Here is a 17,449-nt window from a genome sequence, read left to right as displayed (position 1 = left end):
TTCTATGCAACTATTTTTTGAATGCGAAATAAACCGCCAATATGAGGAATAAAAAACTGAAAACATGGTTTTTGGAAAAGCTTTCATTTTTAAAAAGAAGAACGGTGAAAATTACAAATACCAAAAGTGTAATAACCTCTTGAATCACTTTTAATTGGATTAATGTGAATGGACCTCCATTGCCAATAAATCCTATTCTGTTGGCCGGAACTTGAAGGCAATACTCAAAAAAAGCAATTCCCCAACAAACCAAGACAATGATAAACATGGTCTTCAATGAAATTGGACCGGAAGTTTGATGTCTAAGGTGTCCATACCAAGCCAAAGTCATAAAGGCATTGGACATGATCAACAATACAAGGGTAAATGTAATTTTCATCATTTTGTATATTACACAAATTTAGTGATTTACATATTAACTGCAACTATAATTTGATGTAAATTTATTTTCTTTATATATTATTGACAAAAAGCTTAATTTTAGACTCCAATTAATCAAACAATTCCCATGACTTTTTTAGCCATTTGGGTTAGTTGTCTTTTGTTCTTTCATCATCCTCCAGCGAATATGCAGATTCGTATGGATGAAATTTGTGACAATGCGATAGATGATGATGGAGATGGTCTTATTGATTTAAATGATCCTGATTGTATTTGCAATGGAATCAGAGATACCTTTTTTGTTCCCTCAGGATTAATTCCAAACCCATCATTTGAGGATTATTATTCCTGTCCTGATACAACAGCTCAATTGTACAAATGCCAGAATTGGATCCAGGCCTCCAATGCTACCTCTGATTATTTCAACATTTGTGATTTTTGGAAGGATCCTGTAAGAGGTCAACCTCCATTACCCTTACCGGCAGGGGACGGTTTTGTTGGTTTTTTGGACATTCAGAATCTTGGATTTGGACCTTACAAAGAATACGTCGGAGCCTGTCTGACAAGTCCAATGATGCCTGGGAAGGAATACACTTTGAAATTTTGGATTGGATTTGGCAGAAGAGGTGAAAGAGAATTCATGGGTGGATATGTTGGACCTCGATTTTTATTCAATATGGCCATTTTTGGTAATTCAAATTGTAGCAATCTGCCTTTTGGAAACGGCCAACCCAACCCTTATTTATGCCCAACAGCATATGCAAATTCCGGATGGTTTGAAATGACCAGATTGGGCATATCCGGTGCAAATCGCTGGATAAGAAATACGGTTAAATTGAGACCAAATGTACCAGTAGAGACGATCGTTCTTGGACCAGCATGTACGGTGACTGACGGCAATTATTTTTATTGGCTGGATGAATTAATTTTAGAGGAAACCACCAGATTTGATTCTTTCCAGTTTGCCATAAAAGGACTTCCATGTCAGGATACTGTAAAATTGGAGGGCCAGAAATCAAATATTTCTACAATTAAATACCAATGGTACAAAGATGGAATTGCAATTATTGGTGCCACCAGTCACGATTATATTATACCTACTGATCAGGAAGGTTTATACCAGTTACGGGCCTCAGATGGCACAGATTGTGAACTGAGCAACGCTTTCCTTTATCAATTAGATCATTCGTTTCACTTCATTGATACCGTATTGTGTGAGGGAGATTACCTAGAAGTTGAAGGAACCAAAATAGACAAAGAGGGATTGTACACCTTTGTAAAAAAGAAAAAAACTGGCTGTGACAGCACTATTTATATAGATCTCAAACTTGCTCAACCCAAATCTTTTTTGATTGATACGGCAGTATGTCGAAACACAACAATACAAATCAATGGAACTGATTTCCCAAACCCAGGGATTTTTCAACAAATTTTAAGGTCTCAGGAGGGCTGTGATTCCGTTTTAGATATTCGCATAAAACACATTGATTTCATTCAGAACAATATTGACACCGGACTGTGCTTGGGTGATTATTTCATTGTAGGGAGGGATACTTTGACCCAAAATGGCAAGTATGATTATTGGTATGTTTCGGCCAATGGCTGTGATAGCCTTGTTTCTATTTCTCTCCAGTTTTTACGTACAGATTTTGTCATTGATTACCATCGAATTTGTGAAGGAGACAGCATTCAATTTGGTAATCAATTTTATTTTAAATCTGGCCAGTTTGATGAATGGAATATGAATCAATTTGGTTGTGATAGCCTTAGCAGACTGGTATTGCAAGTGAACAAACTTGATTTTGTAAGCTTCGATACTTTAATATGCGATGGTGATTATTTGATCATTGACCAGGTTCGGTTTGACAAGGAAGGTCTATATAAGATATATTTGAAAAATTCAAATGGATGTGATAGTATCATTGATCTCAATTTGAGAATTAACCCATCTGAGTATCACCGTGCCAATGCTTTAATTTGCGAAGGGACTGTGCTTGAAATATGGGGCAAATCCTTTCAATCGGCAGGCACATACCTGTTCTCAGAAAAAAATGCTTTGGGTTGTGATGAATTTTATGAACTTGAGCTTAAGACCATTCCTGCTTACATTGAGCAACTTGATACGACAATATGTGAGCAAAATTCATTTCATTTCAGGGGAACTGATTACAATATGTCAGGTGATTACGAAGTAAAAGTTCCGAGTCCTCTTGGATGTGACAGTATATTTAGATTGTCCTTGTCCATTGCTCCTGTGACCACACAACTCATTGATACAACCATTTGCTACGGAGAATCGATTCGAATCAATGGGCAAATGATTGACAAAGCTGGAAACTATCTCTTCACCGAAAAATCAATAAACAATTGCGATTCAATTATTGAACTTAAGCTCCGCATTGCCCCTATGTTGGAAGCCGAAGCTCTGGTAAGACCAATTAAATGTTTTGGTCAGTCCGATGCACAAATACAATTGAGATTATTTGGGGCTTATCCTCCTTTTGAGGTAAGTTGGTCCAATGGGTCTAAAGAATTATTGCTGGATAGCCTAGCCCCCGGAGTCTATGATGTTTTTATTCGCGATCAGCTGGGCTGCATTACAAGAAGGGGATTTGAGATTTTGGAGCCAGAATGTTTTTGTTTTGAATTTGATAAAGAAGATTTGTACTGCTTTCAGGATAAAGGAAGTCTAAAAATTAGACATCAGAGTGGAGGAAAGCCACCTTTTCGATACTTATTAAATGGACAAAGTGTAGAACCGGAAAATCTTGTATTGGATAATTTAATACCCGGAGACTACGAATTGTTGATTTTGGATGATCAGGCTTGTCCTGTTGAGTATGATTTTCAAATCGAGAGAAAGGGAAATGTAACTTTGGATCTGGGCTTGGATACAGTTTTTATGTTTGTAGGGGATACGGCGAACTTGAATTTTGGAGGAGTTAATTTGATTTCAGATAAACTTAAAATTCAATGGTCTCAAAAGGACGAATCTCAATGCGATACTTGTTATAAATTTCAAATAGTTGCACGAGATGGATTGCAATACTTAACATCCATAGGTATAGATGAATATGGATGTGAATATCAATATCAGGCAATTGTTATCGGCAAATCCGGTTATTGGGTCCCCAACGTCTTTACACCAAACGGAGATGGTGTGAATGATTATTTCAATTTATTTACAGATTTGGGATTTGACCATATTGATAAAATGCAGATATTTGATCGATGGGGAGGTTTGATTTTTGAATCAAGATCTGGCAAACCCAATGGGCCAGATGGTGCTTGGTTTGGTGAATCAAAAGGCAGGCCAGTCAATCCGGGAGTTTATACCTACTTAATATTCTTCAATGACAGATTGGGAAAGCAATATAAGATTGCTGGCGATGTCACACTGATCAGATAAACTTTATTACAAATGAATAACTTCACCGTAGGCGGCAGCTGTGGCCTCCATAACCGCTTCTGACATGGTGGGGTGGGGGTGAATGGATTTTAGTATTTCTTGTCCGGTAGTTTCCAGTTTCCTTGCAACCACAATTTCTGCAATCATTTCTGTCACATTCATGCCAATCATGTGAGCTCCCAATAGTTCTCCATATTTTTTGTCATAGATCACTTTGACAAATCCTTCCTTTGCACCCGATGCGCTTGCTTTACCTGATGCAGAAAAGGGAAATTTACCAACCCTGATCTCATATCCGGCAGCAATCGCGGAAGCTTCTGTCATGCCAACTGATGCAATTTCAGGTGAACAATAGGTGCAACCTGGTATATTGTGGTAATCAATCGGTTCCGGATGGTGCCCGCATATTGCTTCGACACAAGTGATGCCTTCTGCACTCGCTACATGCGCAAGAGCAGGTCCGGGTACAATGTCACCTATGGCGTAAATTCCTGCTACATTCGTCTTGTAATATTGGTCAACTTTGACAAGCCCATTTTCAAAGGCAATGCCCAGATCTTCAGCTCCAATTCCTTGTAGATTGGGGCTGACTCCTGCAGCAGAAAGTACCACATCACACTCTAAGACCTGTTCCTTGCCATCCTTGCGATCTCTGGTAATTACCTTAATCCCCGATTTGGTTTTTTCAATTTTTTCTACTGAGGTATTAGCCAAAGTATTGATTCCTTTTTTCTTAAAAATTTTGGACAATTCTTTGCTTATATCTGCATCTTCCCTGGGCATCAACCCTTGCTCCATAAATTCAACAATCGTGACCTCCGTACCAAGTACAGAGTAAAAATACGCAAATTCAACTCCAATCGCTCCTGCTCCAACAACAACCATCTTCTTTGGTAATTTATCCAAACTCATCGCTTTTCTGTATTCAATTACATGGACACCATCAATCGGCAAATTTGGAAGTTCCTTAGCCCTTCCGCCGGTTGCAAGAATAATATGATCTGCTTGATAGCTTGATTTTTTACCTGCGGCATCCGTGACCTCAATCGATTTGGATTTTGTCAATTTTGCAGTTCCATATATAACCTGAATTTTATTTTTTTTCATCAGAAATTGAATGCCTTTACTCATTCCATCTGCTACATTTCTACTGCGTTTCACCATTTGACCAAAGTCCGCTTTGGCATCTCCAAGCTTTATCCCATATTCTTCAGCATGCTTTAAATATTCAAACACCTGGGCAGATTTAAGAAGCGCTTTAGTGGGTATGCAACCCCAATTAAGACAGATACCTCCCAAAGATTCTCTTTCCACGATGGCCACATTTTTGCCCAACTGTGATGCGCGGATGGCAGCTACATATCCTCCTGGCCCTGAGCCAATTACAATAATATCAAACTTATTCATTTGTGTCAATTTTGGCAACAAAGATATAAGTTTAAAAGAGTAAAGAATAACAATTTACAAGTCAGAGCGTTAAATGACACAGTGAAGTTATTGCTTATCATAAGCCATTTGGTTTTTGCATTCACTTCTTGGTATCTAATCAGGGATGAAGAGGCCATGTTTATGATGGAAATGCCTGGAGAACCCGTGATAAAATCAGACAGCATTCTGTCGGAAATCGGGACTGTTAAAATTCGATCCTTTGTCAGCTCTGAGGAGTCTCAAATCTATATGGTTAATCTGACAACCTATCCCGAAGAGCTTAATTTTTTTGAAAAACAGGATTCACTCACCGAATACATGGTCAACACAATAAAAGAACAATTATTAGGGCAATTGCATCTTGGTAATCTGGCTTTCGAATACGACCGGGAATTTGATGGAATTCCTGGCAAATTTTTTCAAATATTTTACGATACAGACAGTTCTGTTGTTAGAACTGCGGTGATACCTTATTACAATCAGTTATTGACCTTGCAATATTTTTGTGATTACCATTCGCGATTGGACAAAGATGCTGATCGTTTTTTTAACTCTTTTAAGCATTTGAGATAATTATTGCAAGCCACTATTTCTCAGAAATTTTACCCTTTCTTCAAACCCATTTTGATCGATTATAGTGCGTATATTTTCTAACTTTGCAGTCATTTCAGAATTATGAGGTGCAAGTTTCTTAATACTCAAATCGATGTGTAGAAAATGGGTCCACATAAGGGATTTTAATGTTGTTATACCATCATCCCACATTTGATATTCATTTACAATAAAATCTTTGCCTAAATTAATCAGTGAAGATCGTATTCGAATAAACTCATTGCGTTTGGCCTCTCTTAAATAAACGATTTGATGTGCGCTTACGATCCATGCTCTTGAATGAACCCTGGCGTATTCTTCAAGATTCAAACCATAATGATCTATGATATGGTCTTCTCTGGATTCAAGCATGTATTCCAAAAATCGCGTATTGTAAAGATGACCCAGCGGATCACAATCTTTAAATCTCACTCTTAATCTGCTCTCGGGTGTTTTGTTATAACTCATTATTTTTTAATTTTTCTTGGTTTGGTTGAATTGGTGTACATGAGCTCATCAATTTTTTCAAGTAGCCAGTCTTTTCCAACAATTCTTTCACTAAGAATATTATTTTTAATTTTTATCAATTGATCATTGGATAAAAGTTCACCTTCAAGTATTTTTTTGGTATATTTTACAAGATTTAAATATGCATTTTTCTTTTCAATGGAGACATCTTTGTTTCTGGTTAGAAAATTCTTAAAGCTATCCAAAAGTGATGACAAAGCATAATCTTCATCCAACTCAAAATATGTGGAGATCAATATTGCCTTTGAATCCAAGCCATAAAATATTTCTTCATAAGCGACCTTTTGCAACAATGGAATCACTTTACCATATTCTTTTTTATGATAATGTATTAAGGCAGTGTTGAATAACACAGAATTCTCTCTGAAACTTGGATTTAATTTGTCAGCAAAATCTTTAATGAAACCTTCCGTCCAAGAAATTTCTTTTAACCTTAATGAGACTGTGATAATATTTTTAAAAGTCCATGGAGATAATTCATCATTTACAATAAGCAATTCTTCATCTAAGGCTTTCTTATAAATCTCAAACAATTGCTTCTGAAATTCAATACCTTTATTAGAATTTCTGATATTGTAATTAATCGCGGCTTCAATAATTTCTTTGGCTTCATCCTTTGGAAAATTTTTAAGATGCTTGTCAATGAGAGATTCTAGTTCATGGTAATAGCGAATGTCATCTGGGTATACAAAGGTTTCATAAATTTTAAGGTAGACAGCAATGGGAGGAATTTCTTTGAATTCTTCGTTGCGTGCAATTGAAATGATTTCTTCTATAAAAAGCAATTTTGTATCCATTGCAAATACCAAATTCCAGGTTAATAGGTTGCAATAATGCTTAAGCTTTTCAGCAATATAGAAATAGTCAAGGTTGTTTACAATTTGGTCTAAATTGATCTTACCCAATGAAGTTTTATTGGCCCTCGAAGCTTCGAGATTGTTCAATTTATAGAGGTTTTTCTCTATTTCATACCGGTAATAATAATATGCTGGATTTCGATCAGATTGATGCTTTAATAAAATTTCAGCTTTGGATTGTGAGCTGTTGTACAGTCTCTCAATTTGAAGACGATGTACAGCCTGTAATAAAAAATTGGCCTGATATAAACCTACTTCATCATAAACTTGCTGAGCAAGAAAGGCTTCGCCTAGATCGAGTAATTCTGAACAATGTTTTCGAAATTTTTCATCCCTAAATGGAACATTGGGATAAATCTGATTCCATATTTCTTTTTTGTCCAGTTTAGATTTGACGTTTTGTTTTAAGTGTTGTTCTATCCTGTAATAAATAGTCAATAATTTTTCATTTCTATTGAAATAAGGAGACTCCAGATATCGACTGAGTCGGTTTAATTGGACTGAACTAAGACTGGAAACGAAATGATAAATTTTACTTTCGGTCATTGTTAGCAAAAGTATTATTTTTTTAATTATCCTGACTGGATAGCACAGATTTGCTCTGTAGTGAAAGTATTTTTTAAAAATTTAATGGGATGTTTAAACTCTCTATTTTAGGCTCATTATCAAGGTAATAAATTTAAACAGGCTTACTCTTTACATAGGTTTAACTACTTTTGGGTTTTCGTTGCGTTCTAACACATAGTTTCCAAGCGTTTGATCAAAGGATTAAAAGAGGTAGTGTTTTAATTTTTTGTGAATTAATTTTTAGATATTAAATATTTCTGTAATTTATATAGTACTTAAATTCAATATTTAACATAACATATTGAATATTCTAATTATATTAAATAAAAAAATATAAATATAAATTTTGAAAATATCAAAGAAGCCAGTAACTTTGCTTCCAAACAAGGGATAAATGGGTTTTTTACGATTTTTCATCTACTTGCTGATATTCTCCTCAATATCAGTGAATTTAACTGCCCAAAGTGGTTATAGACTTGTAAAGGTTCTCAAAGACCGCAACCAAACAGAAACTTTAAATCCTTGTTTTCTTCCCAAACTAATTGATTCATCCTCAAACGGAAAGATCACACTTAATTTTGTCTCATCTGGCAAATATGAACTTTTTTATGAGCCTGATTCAAATTTTATTGGTTCTGATACGGTGATTGTTGAAGCCAGAACAACCAATGATCAATCCTATAAATTGGTTTGGTATTCTTTTATTTTCTGTTATGTTAACTCCTACCTTGAGACCAGGCAGGACTATTACCTAATTGATAAGAATGCGGGCTCGACGACCGTTTTTCCTTTGCTCAACGACTCCACAAGTATTCAAGGATCTGATAATATAAAAATTACTCAAATAGTAAATGCACATCGGCTTGAATCTGTTAGTTTCACGGATAGTACGGTTTCTTTTACACCAATGACGGATTCCGTGGGTAAATCCACCATTACTTATCGGGTTTGCGATATTCTTGGGCTTTGTGAGACCAATCAGATTTTTATTAATGTAGTTGATCCTGCGTCTGCAACAAATGACACCATTTTAATTTCAACCGCTGAAAACTACAGCGTGACCATGGCTTTAACGCTGAACAATCTTAATTTGACCCAAAATCCCAAGAAAGGGAAGGTGACGATTCAGGGCCCATCTTTTAAATATCAACCACACAAAAATATTTTCGGAAAAGATACCTTTTTATTAGGAGGGTCTGGCTATACCACCGTGGTTTATGTTGAAATATTTGATCTACCACCATCCAACAGCATTATTCAAGAGGATAAGTTTATTACCCCTGTAAATCAAGAGCTTAGTTTTGATGTAAGCAATAATGATGTGGGTCCCATTGTCAGTAAATACCCCATACTTATACATGATACGGTTGGATTAAAAGGTACTTTGGAGCGTTTGGATACCAAAGGCAAATTTAGATTTACCCCTCAAACTGACTACAAAGGTGTTCAAACATTTAGATATAAAGTTTGTCCTCAGGGAATTTGCGAATATGCGACAGTGGTATTATTGATTGGTGATTGTGAACCAATGACGGATCATACTTACCAGTTCAAAACCAAAAGAAATACACCTTTGCTCCTAAGTTATAATATTCCGGTAGATGCTTATGACTTTAGTTCTTCCAATCCCAGAATCTCTTTTTACCCAGGATGGGATACTATTGTCGTAAATTACAACAATGGTTGTACAAGTACAATTATTGGATACAACTCTTTGATTTACACACCTTTATTAAATACAATCGGAACTGAAACAATTGAAATTGAATATTGCGTTAATTCCAATGGAAGGTGCGTAACTGCTGAACTAAATATTGAAACTGAATACGAGCAAAAGAATTGTATCAGACAATGTGTAGGGGATTGTGTTTGGCCTGGAGATGTTGATTTCAATGGGCGCGTGGATATGAATGATTTGTTGCATGTAGCATACCAGATGGGTAAGGAAGGAGAAAGTAGAATTTTTACAGGTAATGAATTTAGATCTCATAAAGCAGACGACTGGGATGAAGATTTAGCTAATTCATCGATCGATTTGAAGCATGCAGATACGGATGGTAACGGTATAATCAATGAAGAGGATTTAAATGCGATAGATGCCAATTTTTATAAAGAACACTCTTTGATTCCGGATCTGGTTTTACCCAAAGATGAGTTTCCATTTGAGGTGGTTAATCTGACTCCGGGTGCTGTGCAGGGAGAGTGGGCAGTTTTTGAGGTTCGGTTAGGCGATTCAAATGACCCGGCCATTAATTTATCTGGTTATGCCTACCAATTGGATTATAATCAGAATGCGGTGGTCGATAGTACCCTGGAAATTCAATTTTACCATAAAAGCTGGTTTAGTCAAAATGCCAATACGGTTAACTTGTTTGAAAAACCTTGGGATGGAAGATTGGAAAGTGGGTTTGCCAGGGTTGGTGGAAGTCCTTCTAGTGGAGAAGGTGGAGTAGAAATAATTGTATTTATTATAGAAGATAATCTTGATCCATTCAGAAGAGACGACGAAACTTTGAAAATACCATTTTATTTCCGGAACATTACCAAGATGGATGGAGATGGTATAAAATCTCGTTTGGAAGATAAGACTTTTGTCCTTGAGATCAACAAGAAGAAAAATCACGGAGAATTGGATCTAAATAAATTGTTGGTTTTTCCAAATCCTGCCAAAGATCAGATTATGGTTCTTCTCAATGGCTCAAACGAAATGAAGAGCTACAGTATTCTTGGAGTGGATGGCCGGGTAATAAGTTCCAACACCATCGTTCAACCCAAGCTTGAAAATATAAGCTTGTCCAATTTGGGGCTAGCTGATGGTATTTATCTTTTAAGAGTGGAAACCAACCTTGGGCCATTGGTTAAAAAATTCATCATAAGTAATTAATCCCTGTTTTTAATATAACCCGTTTTATTCTGATTAATGTTAGTTAAACGAGCCGCTGAAAAGCGGCTTGTTTATTTTTTGGTAGAATGGAATAATTAACTCATGTAAAATGGGTACATTGAAATAAAACTCATTCCAATAAATATATAGATTTGGTATTAAAGGGATTGTAGTTAAATATTAAATATGGATTTAATCCAAATGAGCAATCTCGTCTATATTGCCCTTAACAATTTGATTCATTTCAACTTTTATGCTTGAATTTAATGGGAGGAAGAGATCCACTCTTGAGCCAAATTTGATAAAACCCTGATCTTCGCCTTGTTCGACTGCTTGACCTTCCTGCGCATAATTGCAGATTCTTCTGGCGACAGCGCCAGCAATTTGACGGATCAAAATTTCTTTTCCATCTTTTCGGCGAAGCACTACTGTAGTTCTTTCATTTTCTTTTGAAGCTTTTGGATGCCATGCCACCAAATATTTTCCTGGATGGTATTTGGAATACATGACCGTACCACTTACGGGATATCGATTGACATGAACATTCAATGGATTCATAAAAATGGAAATCTGAATTTTCTCATCTTTAAAATATTCATCCTCATAGGTCTTTTCAATGACCACTATTTTACCATCTGCCGGAGAATAAAGTATGCGATCATCCTTCGAATATATGGGTCGGTCCGGATTTCTGAAAAAATTCAAGATCAGTAAAAAAAATACTCCCAGAATCAATGATATGGGAATTGCAAGGAAACTGTCATTCCATGACAGCAACAACACCATTCCAACATAAAATAAAAGAAATCCGAAAACCCAATTTTTACCTTCCTTATGTATATCCATTGTATTAATAATTTTGATTGATCCAAATATATAAAAATGCAGGCGGAATTGCGAAAAGGAAGCTGTCAAATCGATCAAGCATCCCACCATGTCCCGGAAGTATTTTTCCGCTATCTTTAATCCCTGCCAATCTTTTTAGCTGTGACTCAAAAAGATCACCTAAAATTCCAAAGACTCCTACCATGAAACTCAATAAAACCATTTGCAAAATTGAAAATTCTGATCGAATCCAGAATTGATTTAACAAGACTCCAATGATAATCCCAAAAACAATTCCACCGATTAGACCTTCAATGGTTTTTCCAGGGGATATACTTGGTGCCAATTTGTTTTTTCCAAACAACTTGCCTGTAAAATAAGCCATTGTATCATTTGTCCAAATAACTATAAGCACTGCGAGTACCCAAAAATGATATGAAGGATAATTTAAAATAAGAAACATGGATACAATTAAGATAGGAGCTCCAATATAAATGGCGGGAATCCACCATTGGAAATACTCGGATGAAATTTTAAACTGAATTAGTTGAATGGAAGAGAAAATAATAAAAAGAACATTGAATACAAGTGTGACAATTAAAACTGAATCTTTTAGTAATTCTGTGAAAATACTAAAAATAAATATCGTGGCTATTAATGATAAAGCAAGAATGCCTAAAAGATTTCCAGGAAATTGTGTTTTTGTGCTTGATTTGGTAAAGTTGACTGAAAATTCATAAAATGAAGCTACTAGTATAATGGACACCAGGGCTAAAGAAGTCCACAGATTGGTAAGAATACTGAAAATCATTACAATCCCAAAAAGGAGGCCTGTGACTGTTCTAACTAACATTTTGATCTTTTTGGCGGGAAGAATGTAAGTGATATAACAGTGTTGCAGTAACGACTAGGCCAATGATCCCTGTGAACCAATCAAGATAATTTAATCCTTCCTGATTTATTTGTTCATCCATCCAATCTTTTCCAGAAACAAAGAGGGCCAATATTTGGCTTCCATTAAAAGCGAAATGGATAAGAATGGGATAAATCAAATTCTTCGTATAACCATAGGTCAAGCCCAAAACAATCCCTAGTATAAAGCGTGGAATAAAACCTTCAAATTGAAGATGAAACGTTGAAAACAAAAGTGCTGTAATTCCGACAAAAAACCAGGTTTTGTGATAGATATTTTTGAATAGATTTTGCAAAACTCCTCGAAACATCCATTCTTCACTAATTGCGGGTACAATTGCTATGGTGATAAACAACAGCAATCGGTCCATAATACCCTTGGCTGAAAGAAGTTTTTCCATCAATGACCTTACATTATCTTCTGCAATTTTAAATATTTCCGGTAATGGGATAAGCTGATTTAATTTGGCTGTCAAACCAACCAAAGGGAAGGTAGCCATTAATATTGACAAACATATTATTAGGGTCTTAAAATCAAGAATAGATTTGTCGCTATTTAAACTTTTGATTCCAAACAGTACGCCCCAACTCCATGCGGGCAATATTAAAACAAATACATGACTGATAATTTGTAAAATCAAAAGACCTTTTATATTTAAACTTTGGGTTATGTCTTGAATGTCTTGGAGAGAATTCCCCATAGAATAGCCTTGGCTATTCAAAAAAATCAAGCTCCAAACTTGAAAAAGTAAAAATCCTGTCGAAACAAATGCTATTAGAGCAATAGTCTGATAAAATGTACTTTTATGATCTAATTGAGTCAAAGATGTGCAAGTTAAGTGTGAATATTAATAAAGTAGCTTTGTTGCGCAATTCACGAGGAGCAAATTTACCTGATTTAGTTCAGGTGGCAAAAGATTGTGAGGAATTTGGAGCTCATGGGATAACAGTGCATCCTAGACCTGATGAAAGACATGTGAGATCGAACGATCTGGATAAGTTAAAGGAAGTTATATTGGGTGAATTTAACATTGAGGGTTTTCCGAGCCCTGGATTTATTAAAAAAGTTCTTCAAATCCAACCACATCAAGTTACCCTGGTGCCTGACCCTCCAACAGCCCTAACTTCAAATAGTGGTTGGGACACAATTAAACATCTTGACTTTCTCAAGAGCGTAGTAGGCAAATTCAAAGAAAAAGGAATTAGGGTATCCATCTTTCTAAATCCTGATCCCGGTCTAATTGAATCGGCATATGAAACCGGTACAGATCGTGTAGAATTATACACGGGTGATTACAGCAATGGATTCATTAAGAATAAGTCAGAGTTTGTAAAAACACATGTCCAGACGGCATTGGAGGCTCAAAGATTTGGAATCGGGTTAAACGCAGGACATGATTTGAATTTGGATAACTTACAGTATTACAGGGAAAAAGTGCCTGGCTTATTGGAAGTTTCTATCGGCCATGCCTTAATCTGTGATGCTTTATATTTTGGCTTACAAAATACAATATCCATGTATCTCCGGAAGCTTATTTGAAGATATAAAAACGATCGGATTCCCTTCAATTTACTTTCTTCTCGGATAATTAAGTCACTATTGAGAAAAAAATTATCAAAAAATTATGATAATTTTGACGTAATGGTAACTTTGCAATTGAATTATTTGACAGGATAATTCGAGTTCATTGAATTTATAATTAATATACAATAATTATATTATATAAAAATATTTGATTATCAAATCTATATAATTATTTAGAGCAGAATTTAATCAAATTCAATCCATTCCAATTTCATTTTGGAATTTTAACCACACGTAATTCTTTTAAATTAAACCAAGCGATATGAAGAAAATTTATCTTGTTTTTCTGCTATTTATTGCTATTCTAGGTGTCTCTGAGGCGCAGAGAATGGTGAAGGGAACTGTCACTGACAATTCCGGTACTCCGGTGATTGGAGCAAACGTCGTCGTCAAGGGAACTGCCATTGGAACAGTTACCAATTCTGATGGTCAATATTCTTTGAATGTCCCTGCTGATGCAAAATCAATTGTTGTAAGTTATGCCGGGTACGAATCGAAAGAGTTGGATCTTGGGGTATCTGACATCCTTGATTTTTCAATTGTAGAAGGAAAAATCCTTGATGAAGTCCTTGTTGTGGGTTATGGTACTCAAAGGAAGTCCAGTTTGACGGGATCGATTTCTCAGGTTAAAGGGGAAGACATCGCATTAATGCCCATTCAATCATTCGATCAGGCTTTACAGGGCAGATCAGCCGGTGTAAACATTACAACACCAAATGGTGTATTGAACAATCCTCCCGTGATTCGGATCAGAGGTGCAAATTCCATTAATCTAAGCTCTCAACCGCTTATTGTGATTGATGGAATTCCCACATACTCGGGAAATTTAAGATCAGGAAATAACTCTTCGGCTTACAACCCATTGACAAATATAAATCCAGGTGATATTGAGAGCATTGAAGTTCTCAAAGACGCTTCTGCTTCTGCAATATACGGATCAAGAGCTGCGAATGGAGTTATTTTAGTCACCACGAAGAAGGGTAAGCAAGGCAAGTCTGCTGTTAATTATGATGCCTGGGTTGGTTGGAGTCAACCGGTCAGACTTTTTGACATATTGGATGCAGATGAATATCTTTTAGTTAAAAATGAGGCTTCGGTAAATGCGGGTGGAGCTGCTGACTTTTTCAAACCTTCACTTGATATCAATGGCGAACAAGTAAATACCAATTGGTATGATTATGTTATGCAAACAGGACTTTCTCACAACCATAATTTAAATTTTTCAGGTGCAAATGAGAAGTCAAATTATTATTTATCTGTTGGACATACAGCTCAGGAAGGTATGATCAAAGGGAATGAATTTTCCAGAACCAGCGCCAAGTTGAATTTTGATCACCAATTGTTTAATTTCTTGAAAATTGGAACCAACTTAAATTATGCTTTTTCAAGCAACCAGGCACCAAATACAGGTTCATTGGATGGTCAATCCTTCGCTACTGCCGGGTTGGGAAGACTCCCTTTGATTACTGCACCCATCGTTTCACCTTATATCAGAACGGCAGATGGAAGAGGTGCGTATGACCCAGGCGCTGGTATCGGTTACAATATTGTTTTGGGTGGTGCCAACATGATTGGTCCAATGGCCAATGGTAGCAATCGAATTGGATTCTATAATCCAGCATTTTTATTGGACAACAACCGACATAATTCGGATGGTAACCATTTTATTGGGAATATTTTTGGAGAACTCACCTTACTTAAAGGATTGAAGCTAAGAAGCAGTTTTGGATCAGATGTTCTGTCCATTGAAAATCATACATTTTGGGATGCAAGACATGGTGATGGCCAGCCGCAAAATGGATTTGCCGAAAATACCTTTGACAAACTCAGAAGATGGAATTTACAAAATTTGTTGACCTACGATTTCAATGTGAACAACAGTGTAAAAATTGGATTATTGGCTGGAACTGAAGAGCAATATACTTCCAGAGACCGTTGGGGAGCACAGCGAATCGGAATTTCTGATCAGTTTTTCACAACTTTTCAAGGCAACTATACCACAATAAACCCTGCATTTAATTTTCAAACTGAAAATTACCTAAGCTCTGTTCTCTCCAGGGTAAACGTGGGAGTTATGGACAGATTATACGCAACATTTAATTACCGCAGGGATGGTTTTTCAGCATTCGCGACTGGCAAGAAATTTGGCGACTTCTATGGCGGGTCTTTGGGTTATGTCTTAAGTGAGGATAATTATTGGAAAAATGGAATTGGTGATTTGATCAATTTCTTTAAAATCAGAGCAAGTTATGGTTTAGTTGGCAACAATGGCGTTGCTGATTATGCATCCTTGTCTTTATTTAATTCTACTTTGTATCATGAGAATCCTACTTTACAATTTAGTCAGGTCGGAAACCCAGATTTGACTTGGGAAAGTAGCAAAAAATTGGACATTGGATTTTCAGCTGGATTATGGCAAGATAAATTGCAAGTAGAATTTGCTTATTATCAAAATTTAATTGATGGATTAATCTTATCTGTTCCACAATCTCCTTCCAAGGGTATTCCAGGTAATACGATTAATACCAACGTTGGTAGCATGACCAATAGCGGCATTGAGTTAAGCGTTTCTTTTACTCCGATTAGAAAACAGAATTTTGAATGGAGAATTGGAGGCAATTTTAGCACGTTGACGAATGTTGTGGATGCACTTGCAAATAACAATGCTGATATCGTTGGAATTACTGCCACTTTGGAACAGACGAATATTACCAGATTGGGAGAATCTGTAGGAAGTCTTTATGTTGTTCAAACAGATGGAGTAAATCCTGAAAATGGAAGACGTGTATTTTTACTAAGAGTCAGGGAAGGTGACAATTTTGTTTATAAAAGAGTGCAATATGATCATTCTGCCGCAGCGGCTGACCGCTGGACATTTGTTGATGGCAGTGGTCGCGCAACCGCACCGACCATTGCAAATAGCGGTGTTGTGATGGGCCCTACTTTACCCACTTATTTTGGTGGATTGGATAATAATTTTAGAATTTTTAATTTTGATCTGGGTATTATGTTCCAATTCCAGGGAGGAAATTATATCTATAATGGTACAAAAGCTGGATTGAGAGACATGAGATTTTGGAACAACCACACCGATGTATTGGATCGCTGGACTCCTGAAAATAAAAACGGTACGATCCCAAGATTAATTCTCAATGACAATGTATCCAATGGATCTGCATTACCAATATCTGAAAATGTTGAGAAAGGTGACTTTGTCAGACTCAGGAATCTTAGTTTGGGATACACATTGCCTTCCAATTTGACTTCGAAAATTAGGATTGCTTCATTGCGAATGTATGTACAGGCACAAAACGCTCTGTTGTTTACTTCTTATTCTGGATCAGATCCTGAAATTTCTACCAATGGTAGTTCAAACGTAGCACCAGGAGTTGATAGAAATTCAGTTGGTCAGGCAAGGGCCTATACCATTGGTCTTCAGGTAGGATTTTAATGTTAAATGTATCAGTTAATTTAAATTCTAA

At 36.2% G+C, this 17,449-nt stretch carries 12 protein-coding genes; 5 read left to right on the top strand and 7 right to left on the bottom strand.

Translation table 11 applies throughout. The features are described 5' to 3' along the window. Positions 1–10: 10 nt before the first annotated feature. Complete coding sequence (locus tag IPM48_13665) at positions 11–379, bottom strand: DMT family protein (GenBank protein MBK9272630.1); 369 nt, start codon at positions 377–379, stop codon at positions 11–13. Between the two features lie 129 nt (positions 380–508). Between IPM48_13665 and IPM48_13660 the strand changes: the two genes are divergently transcribed. Continuing rightward, positions 509–3,790, top strand: a complete 3,282-nt coding sequence (locus tag IPM48_13660) for a gliding motility-associated C-terminal domain-containing protein (protein MBK9272629.1) — start codon at positions 509–511, stop codon at positions 3,788–3,790. Positions 3,791–3,796: 6 nt separating this feature from the next. Here IPM48_13660 and lpdA read toward each other — a convergent pair whose 3' ends face one another. Further along, entirely contained in the window at positions 3,797–5,197 is a 1,401-nt protein-coding gene (gene lpdA / locus IPM48_13655; GenBank protein ID MBK9272628.1) for a dihydrolipoyl dehydrogenase, read from the bottom strand. Positions 5,198–5,278: 81 nt separating this feature from the next. Between lpdA and IPM48_13650 the strand changes: the two genes are divergently transcribed. After that, positions 5,279–5,791, top strand: a complete 513-nt coding sequence (locus tag IPM48_13650; GenBank protein MBK9272627.1) for a hypothetical protein — start codon at positions 5,279–5,281, stop codon at positions 5,789–5,791. Here the strand turns inward: IPM48_13650 and IPM48_13645 are convergent, their stop codons facing one another. Together IPM48_13645 and IPM48_13640 are read right to left on the bottom strand one after the other, a co-directional pair. Next, positions 5,792–6,277 (bottom strand): acyl-CoA thioesterase, encoded by a 486-nt coding sequence (locus IPM48_13645; protein MBK9272626.1) that lies wholly within the window; start codon positions 6,275–6,277, stop codon positions 5,792–5,794. Continuing rightward, on the bottom strand, positions 6,277–7,740 hold the full coding sequence (locus IPM48_13640; GenBank protein ID MBK9272625.1) for a hypothetical protein: 1,464 nt from the start codon (positions 7,738–7,740) through the stop codon (positions 6,277–6,279). The genes IPM48_13645 and IPM48_13640 overlap by 1 nt, the downstream gene beginning before the upstream one ends. Positions 7,741–8,155: 415 nt before the next feature. Between IPM48_13640 and IPM48_13635 the strand changes: the two genes are divergently transcribed. Next, positions 8,156–10,645, top strand: a complete 2,490-nt coding sequence (locus tag IPM48_13635; GenBank protein ID MBK9272624.1) for a T9SS type A sorting domain-containing protein — start codon at positions 8,156–8,158, stop codon at positions 10,643–10,645. Positions 10,646–10,837: 192 nt separating this feature from the next. On the opposite strand, the gene IPM48_13630 is transcribed toward IPM48_13635, so the two are convergent. From IPM48_13630 to IPM48_13620, 3 genes are read right to left on the bottom strand one after another with little or no spacing between them, the layout of a single operon-like run. Next, on the bottom strand, positions 10,838–11,491 hold the full coding sequence (locus IPM48_13630; protein MBK9272623.1) for a phosphatidylserine decarboxylase family protein: 654 nt from the start codon (positions 11,489–11,491) through the stop codon (positions 10,838–10,840). Positions 11,492–11,495: 4 nt separating this feature from the next. After that, positions 11,496–12,323: a CDP-archaeol synthase gene (locus IPM48_13625; GenBank protein MBK9272622.1), complete on the bottom strand. Its 828-nt coding sequence runs from the start codon at positions 12,321–12,323 to the stop codon at positions 11,496–11,498. After that, positions 12,313–13,206, bottom strand: a complete 894-nt coding sequence (locus tag IPM48_13620; GenBank protein ID MBK9272621.1) for a CPBP family intramembrane metalloprotease — start codon at positions 13,204–13,206, stop codon at positions 12,313–12,315. The genes IPM48_13625 and IPM48_13620 overlap by 11 nt, the downstream gene beginning before the upstream one ends. Before the next feature lie 2 nt (positions 13,207–13,208). On the opposite strand from IPM48_13620, the gene IPM48_13615 reads away from it, so the two are divergent. Continuing rightward, the gene (locus IPM48_13615; protein ID MBK9272620.1) at positions 13,209–13,922 is read left to right on the top strand and encodes a pyridoxine 5'-phosphate synthase; all 714 of its coding nucleotides are present in this window, start codon (positions 13,209–13,211) and stop codon (positions 13,920–13,922) included. Positions 13,923–14,229: 307 nt separating this feature from the next. Beyond that, on the top strand, positions 14,230–17,418 hold the full coding sequence (locus IPM48_13610) for a SusC/RagA family TonB-linked outer membrane protein (protein MBK9272619.1): 3,189 nt from the start codon (positions 14,230–14,232) through the stop codon (positions 17,416–17,418). Positions 17,419–17,449: the final 31 nt, after the last annotated feature.

The sequence above is a fragment of the Saprospiraceae bacterium genome (genome assembly GCA_016715965.1).
Classification (GTDB): domain Bacteria; phylum Bacteroidota; class Bacteroidia; order Chitinophagales; family Saprospiraceae; genus Vicinibacter.
Note: the sequence above shows the minus strand (reverse complement) of the source record. Positions and strands in the feature narration are given on the sequence as shown.

Excerpts from the sequence above, each read along its gene's own strand:
- IPM48_13640 (MBK9272625.1), bottom strand. The coding sequence starts at position 7,740 with ATGACCGAAAGTAAAATTTATCATTTCGTTTCCAGTCTTAGTTCAGTC.
- IPM48_13615 (MBK9272620.1), top strand. The coding sequence starts at position 13,209 with ATGTGCAAGTTAAGTGTGAATATTAATAAAGTAGCTTTGTTGCGCAAT.
- lpdA (MBK9272628.1), bottom strand. The coding sequence starts at position 5,197 with ATGAATAAGTTTGATATTATTGTAATTGGCTCAGGGCCAGGAGGATAT.
- IPM48_13630 (MBK9272623.1), bottom strand. The coding sequence starts at position 11,491 with ATGGATATACATAAGGAAGGTAAAAATTGGGTTTTCGGATTTCTTTTA.
- IPM48_13635 (MBK9272624.1), top strand. The coding sequence starts at position 8,156 with ATGGGTTTTTTACGATTTTTCATCTACTTGCTGATATTCTCCTCAATA.
- IPM48_13665 (MBK9272630.1), bottom strand. The coding sequence starts at position 379 with ATGAAAATTACATTTACCCTTGTATTGTTGATCATGTCCAATGCCTTT.
- IPM48_13610 (MBK9272619.1), top strand. The coding sequence starts at position 14,230 with ATGAAGAAAATTTATCTTGTTTTTCTGCTATTTATTGCTATTCTAGGT.
- IPM48_13625 (MBK9272622.1), bottom strand. The coding sequence starts at position 12,323 with ATGTTAGTTAGAACAGTCACAGGCCTCCTTTTTGGGATTGTAATGATT.
- IPM48_13645 (MBK9272626.1), bottom strand. The coding sequence starts at position 6,277 with ATGAGTTATAACAAAACACCCGAGAGCAGATTAAGAGTGAGATTTAAA.
- IPM48_13660 (MBK9272629.1), top strand. The coding sequence starts at position 509 with ATGACTTTTTTAGCCATTTGGGTTAGTTGTCTTTTGTTCTTTCATCAT.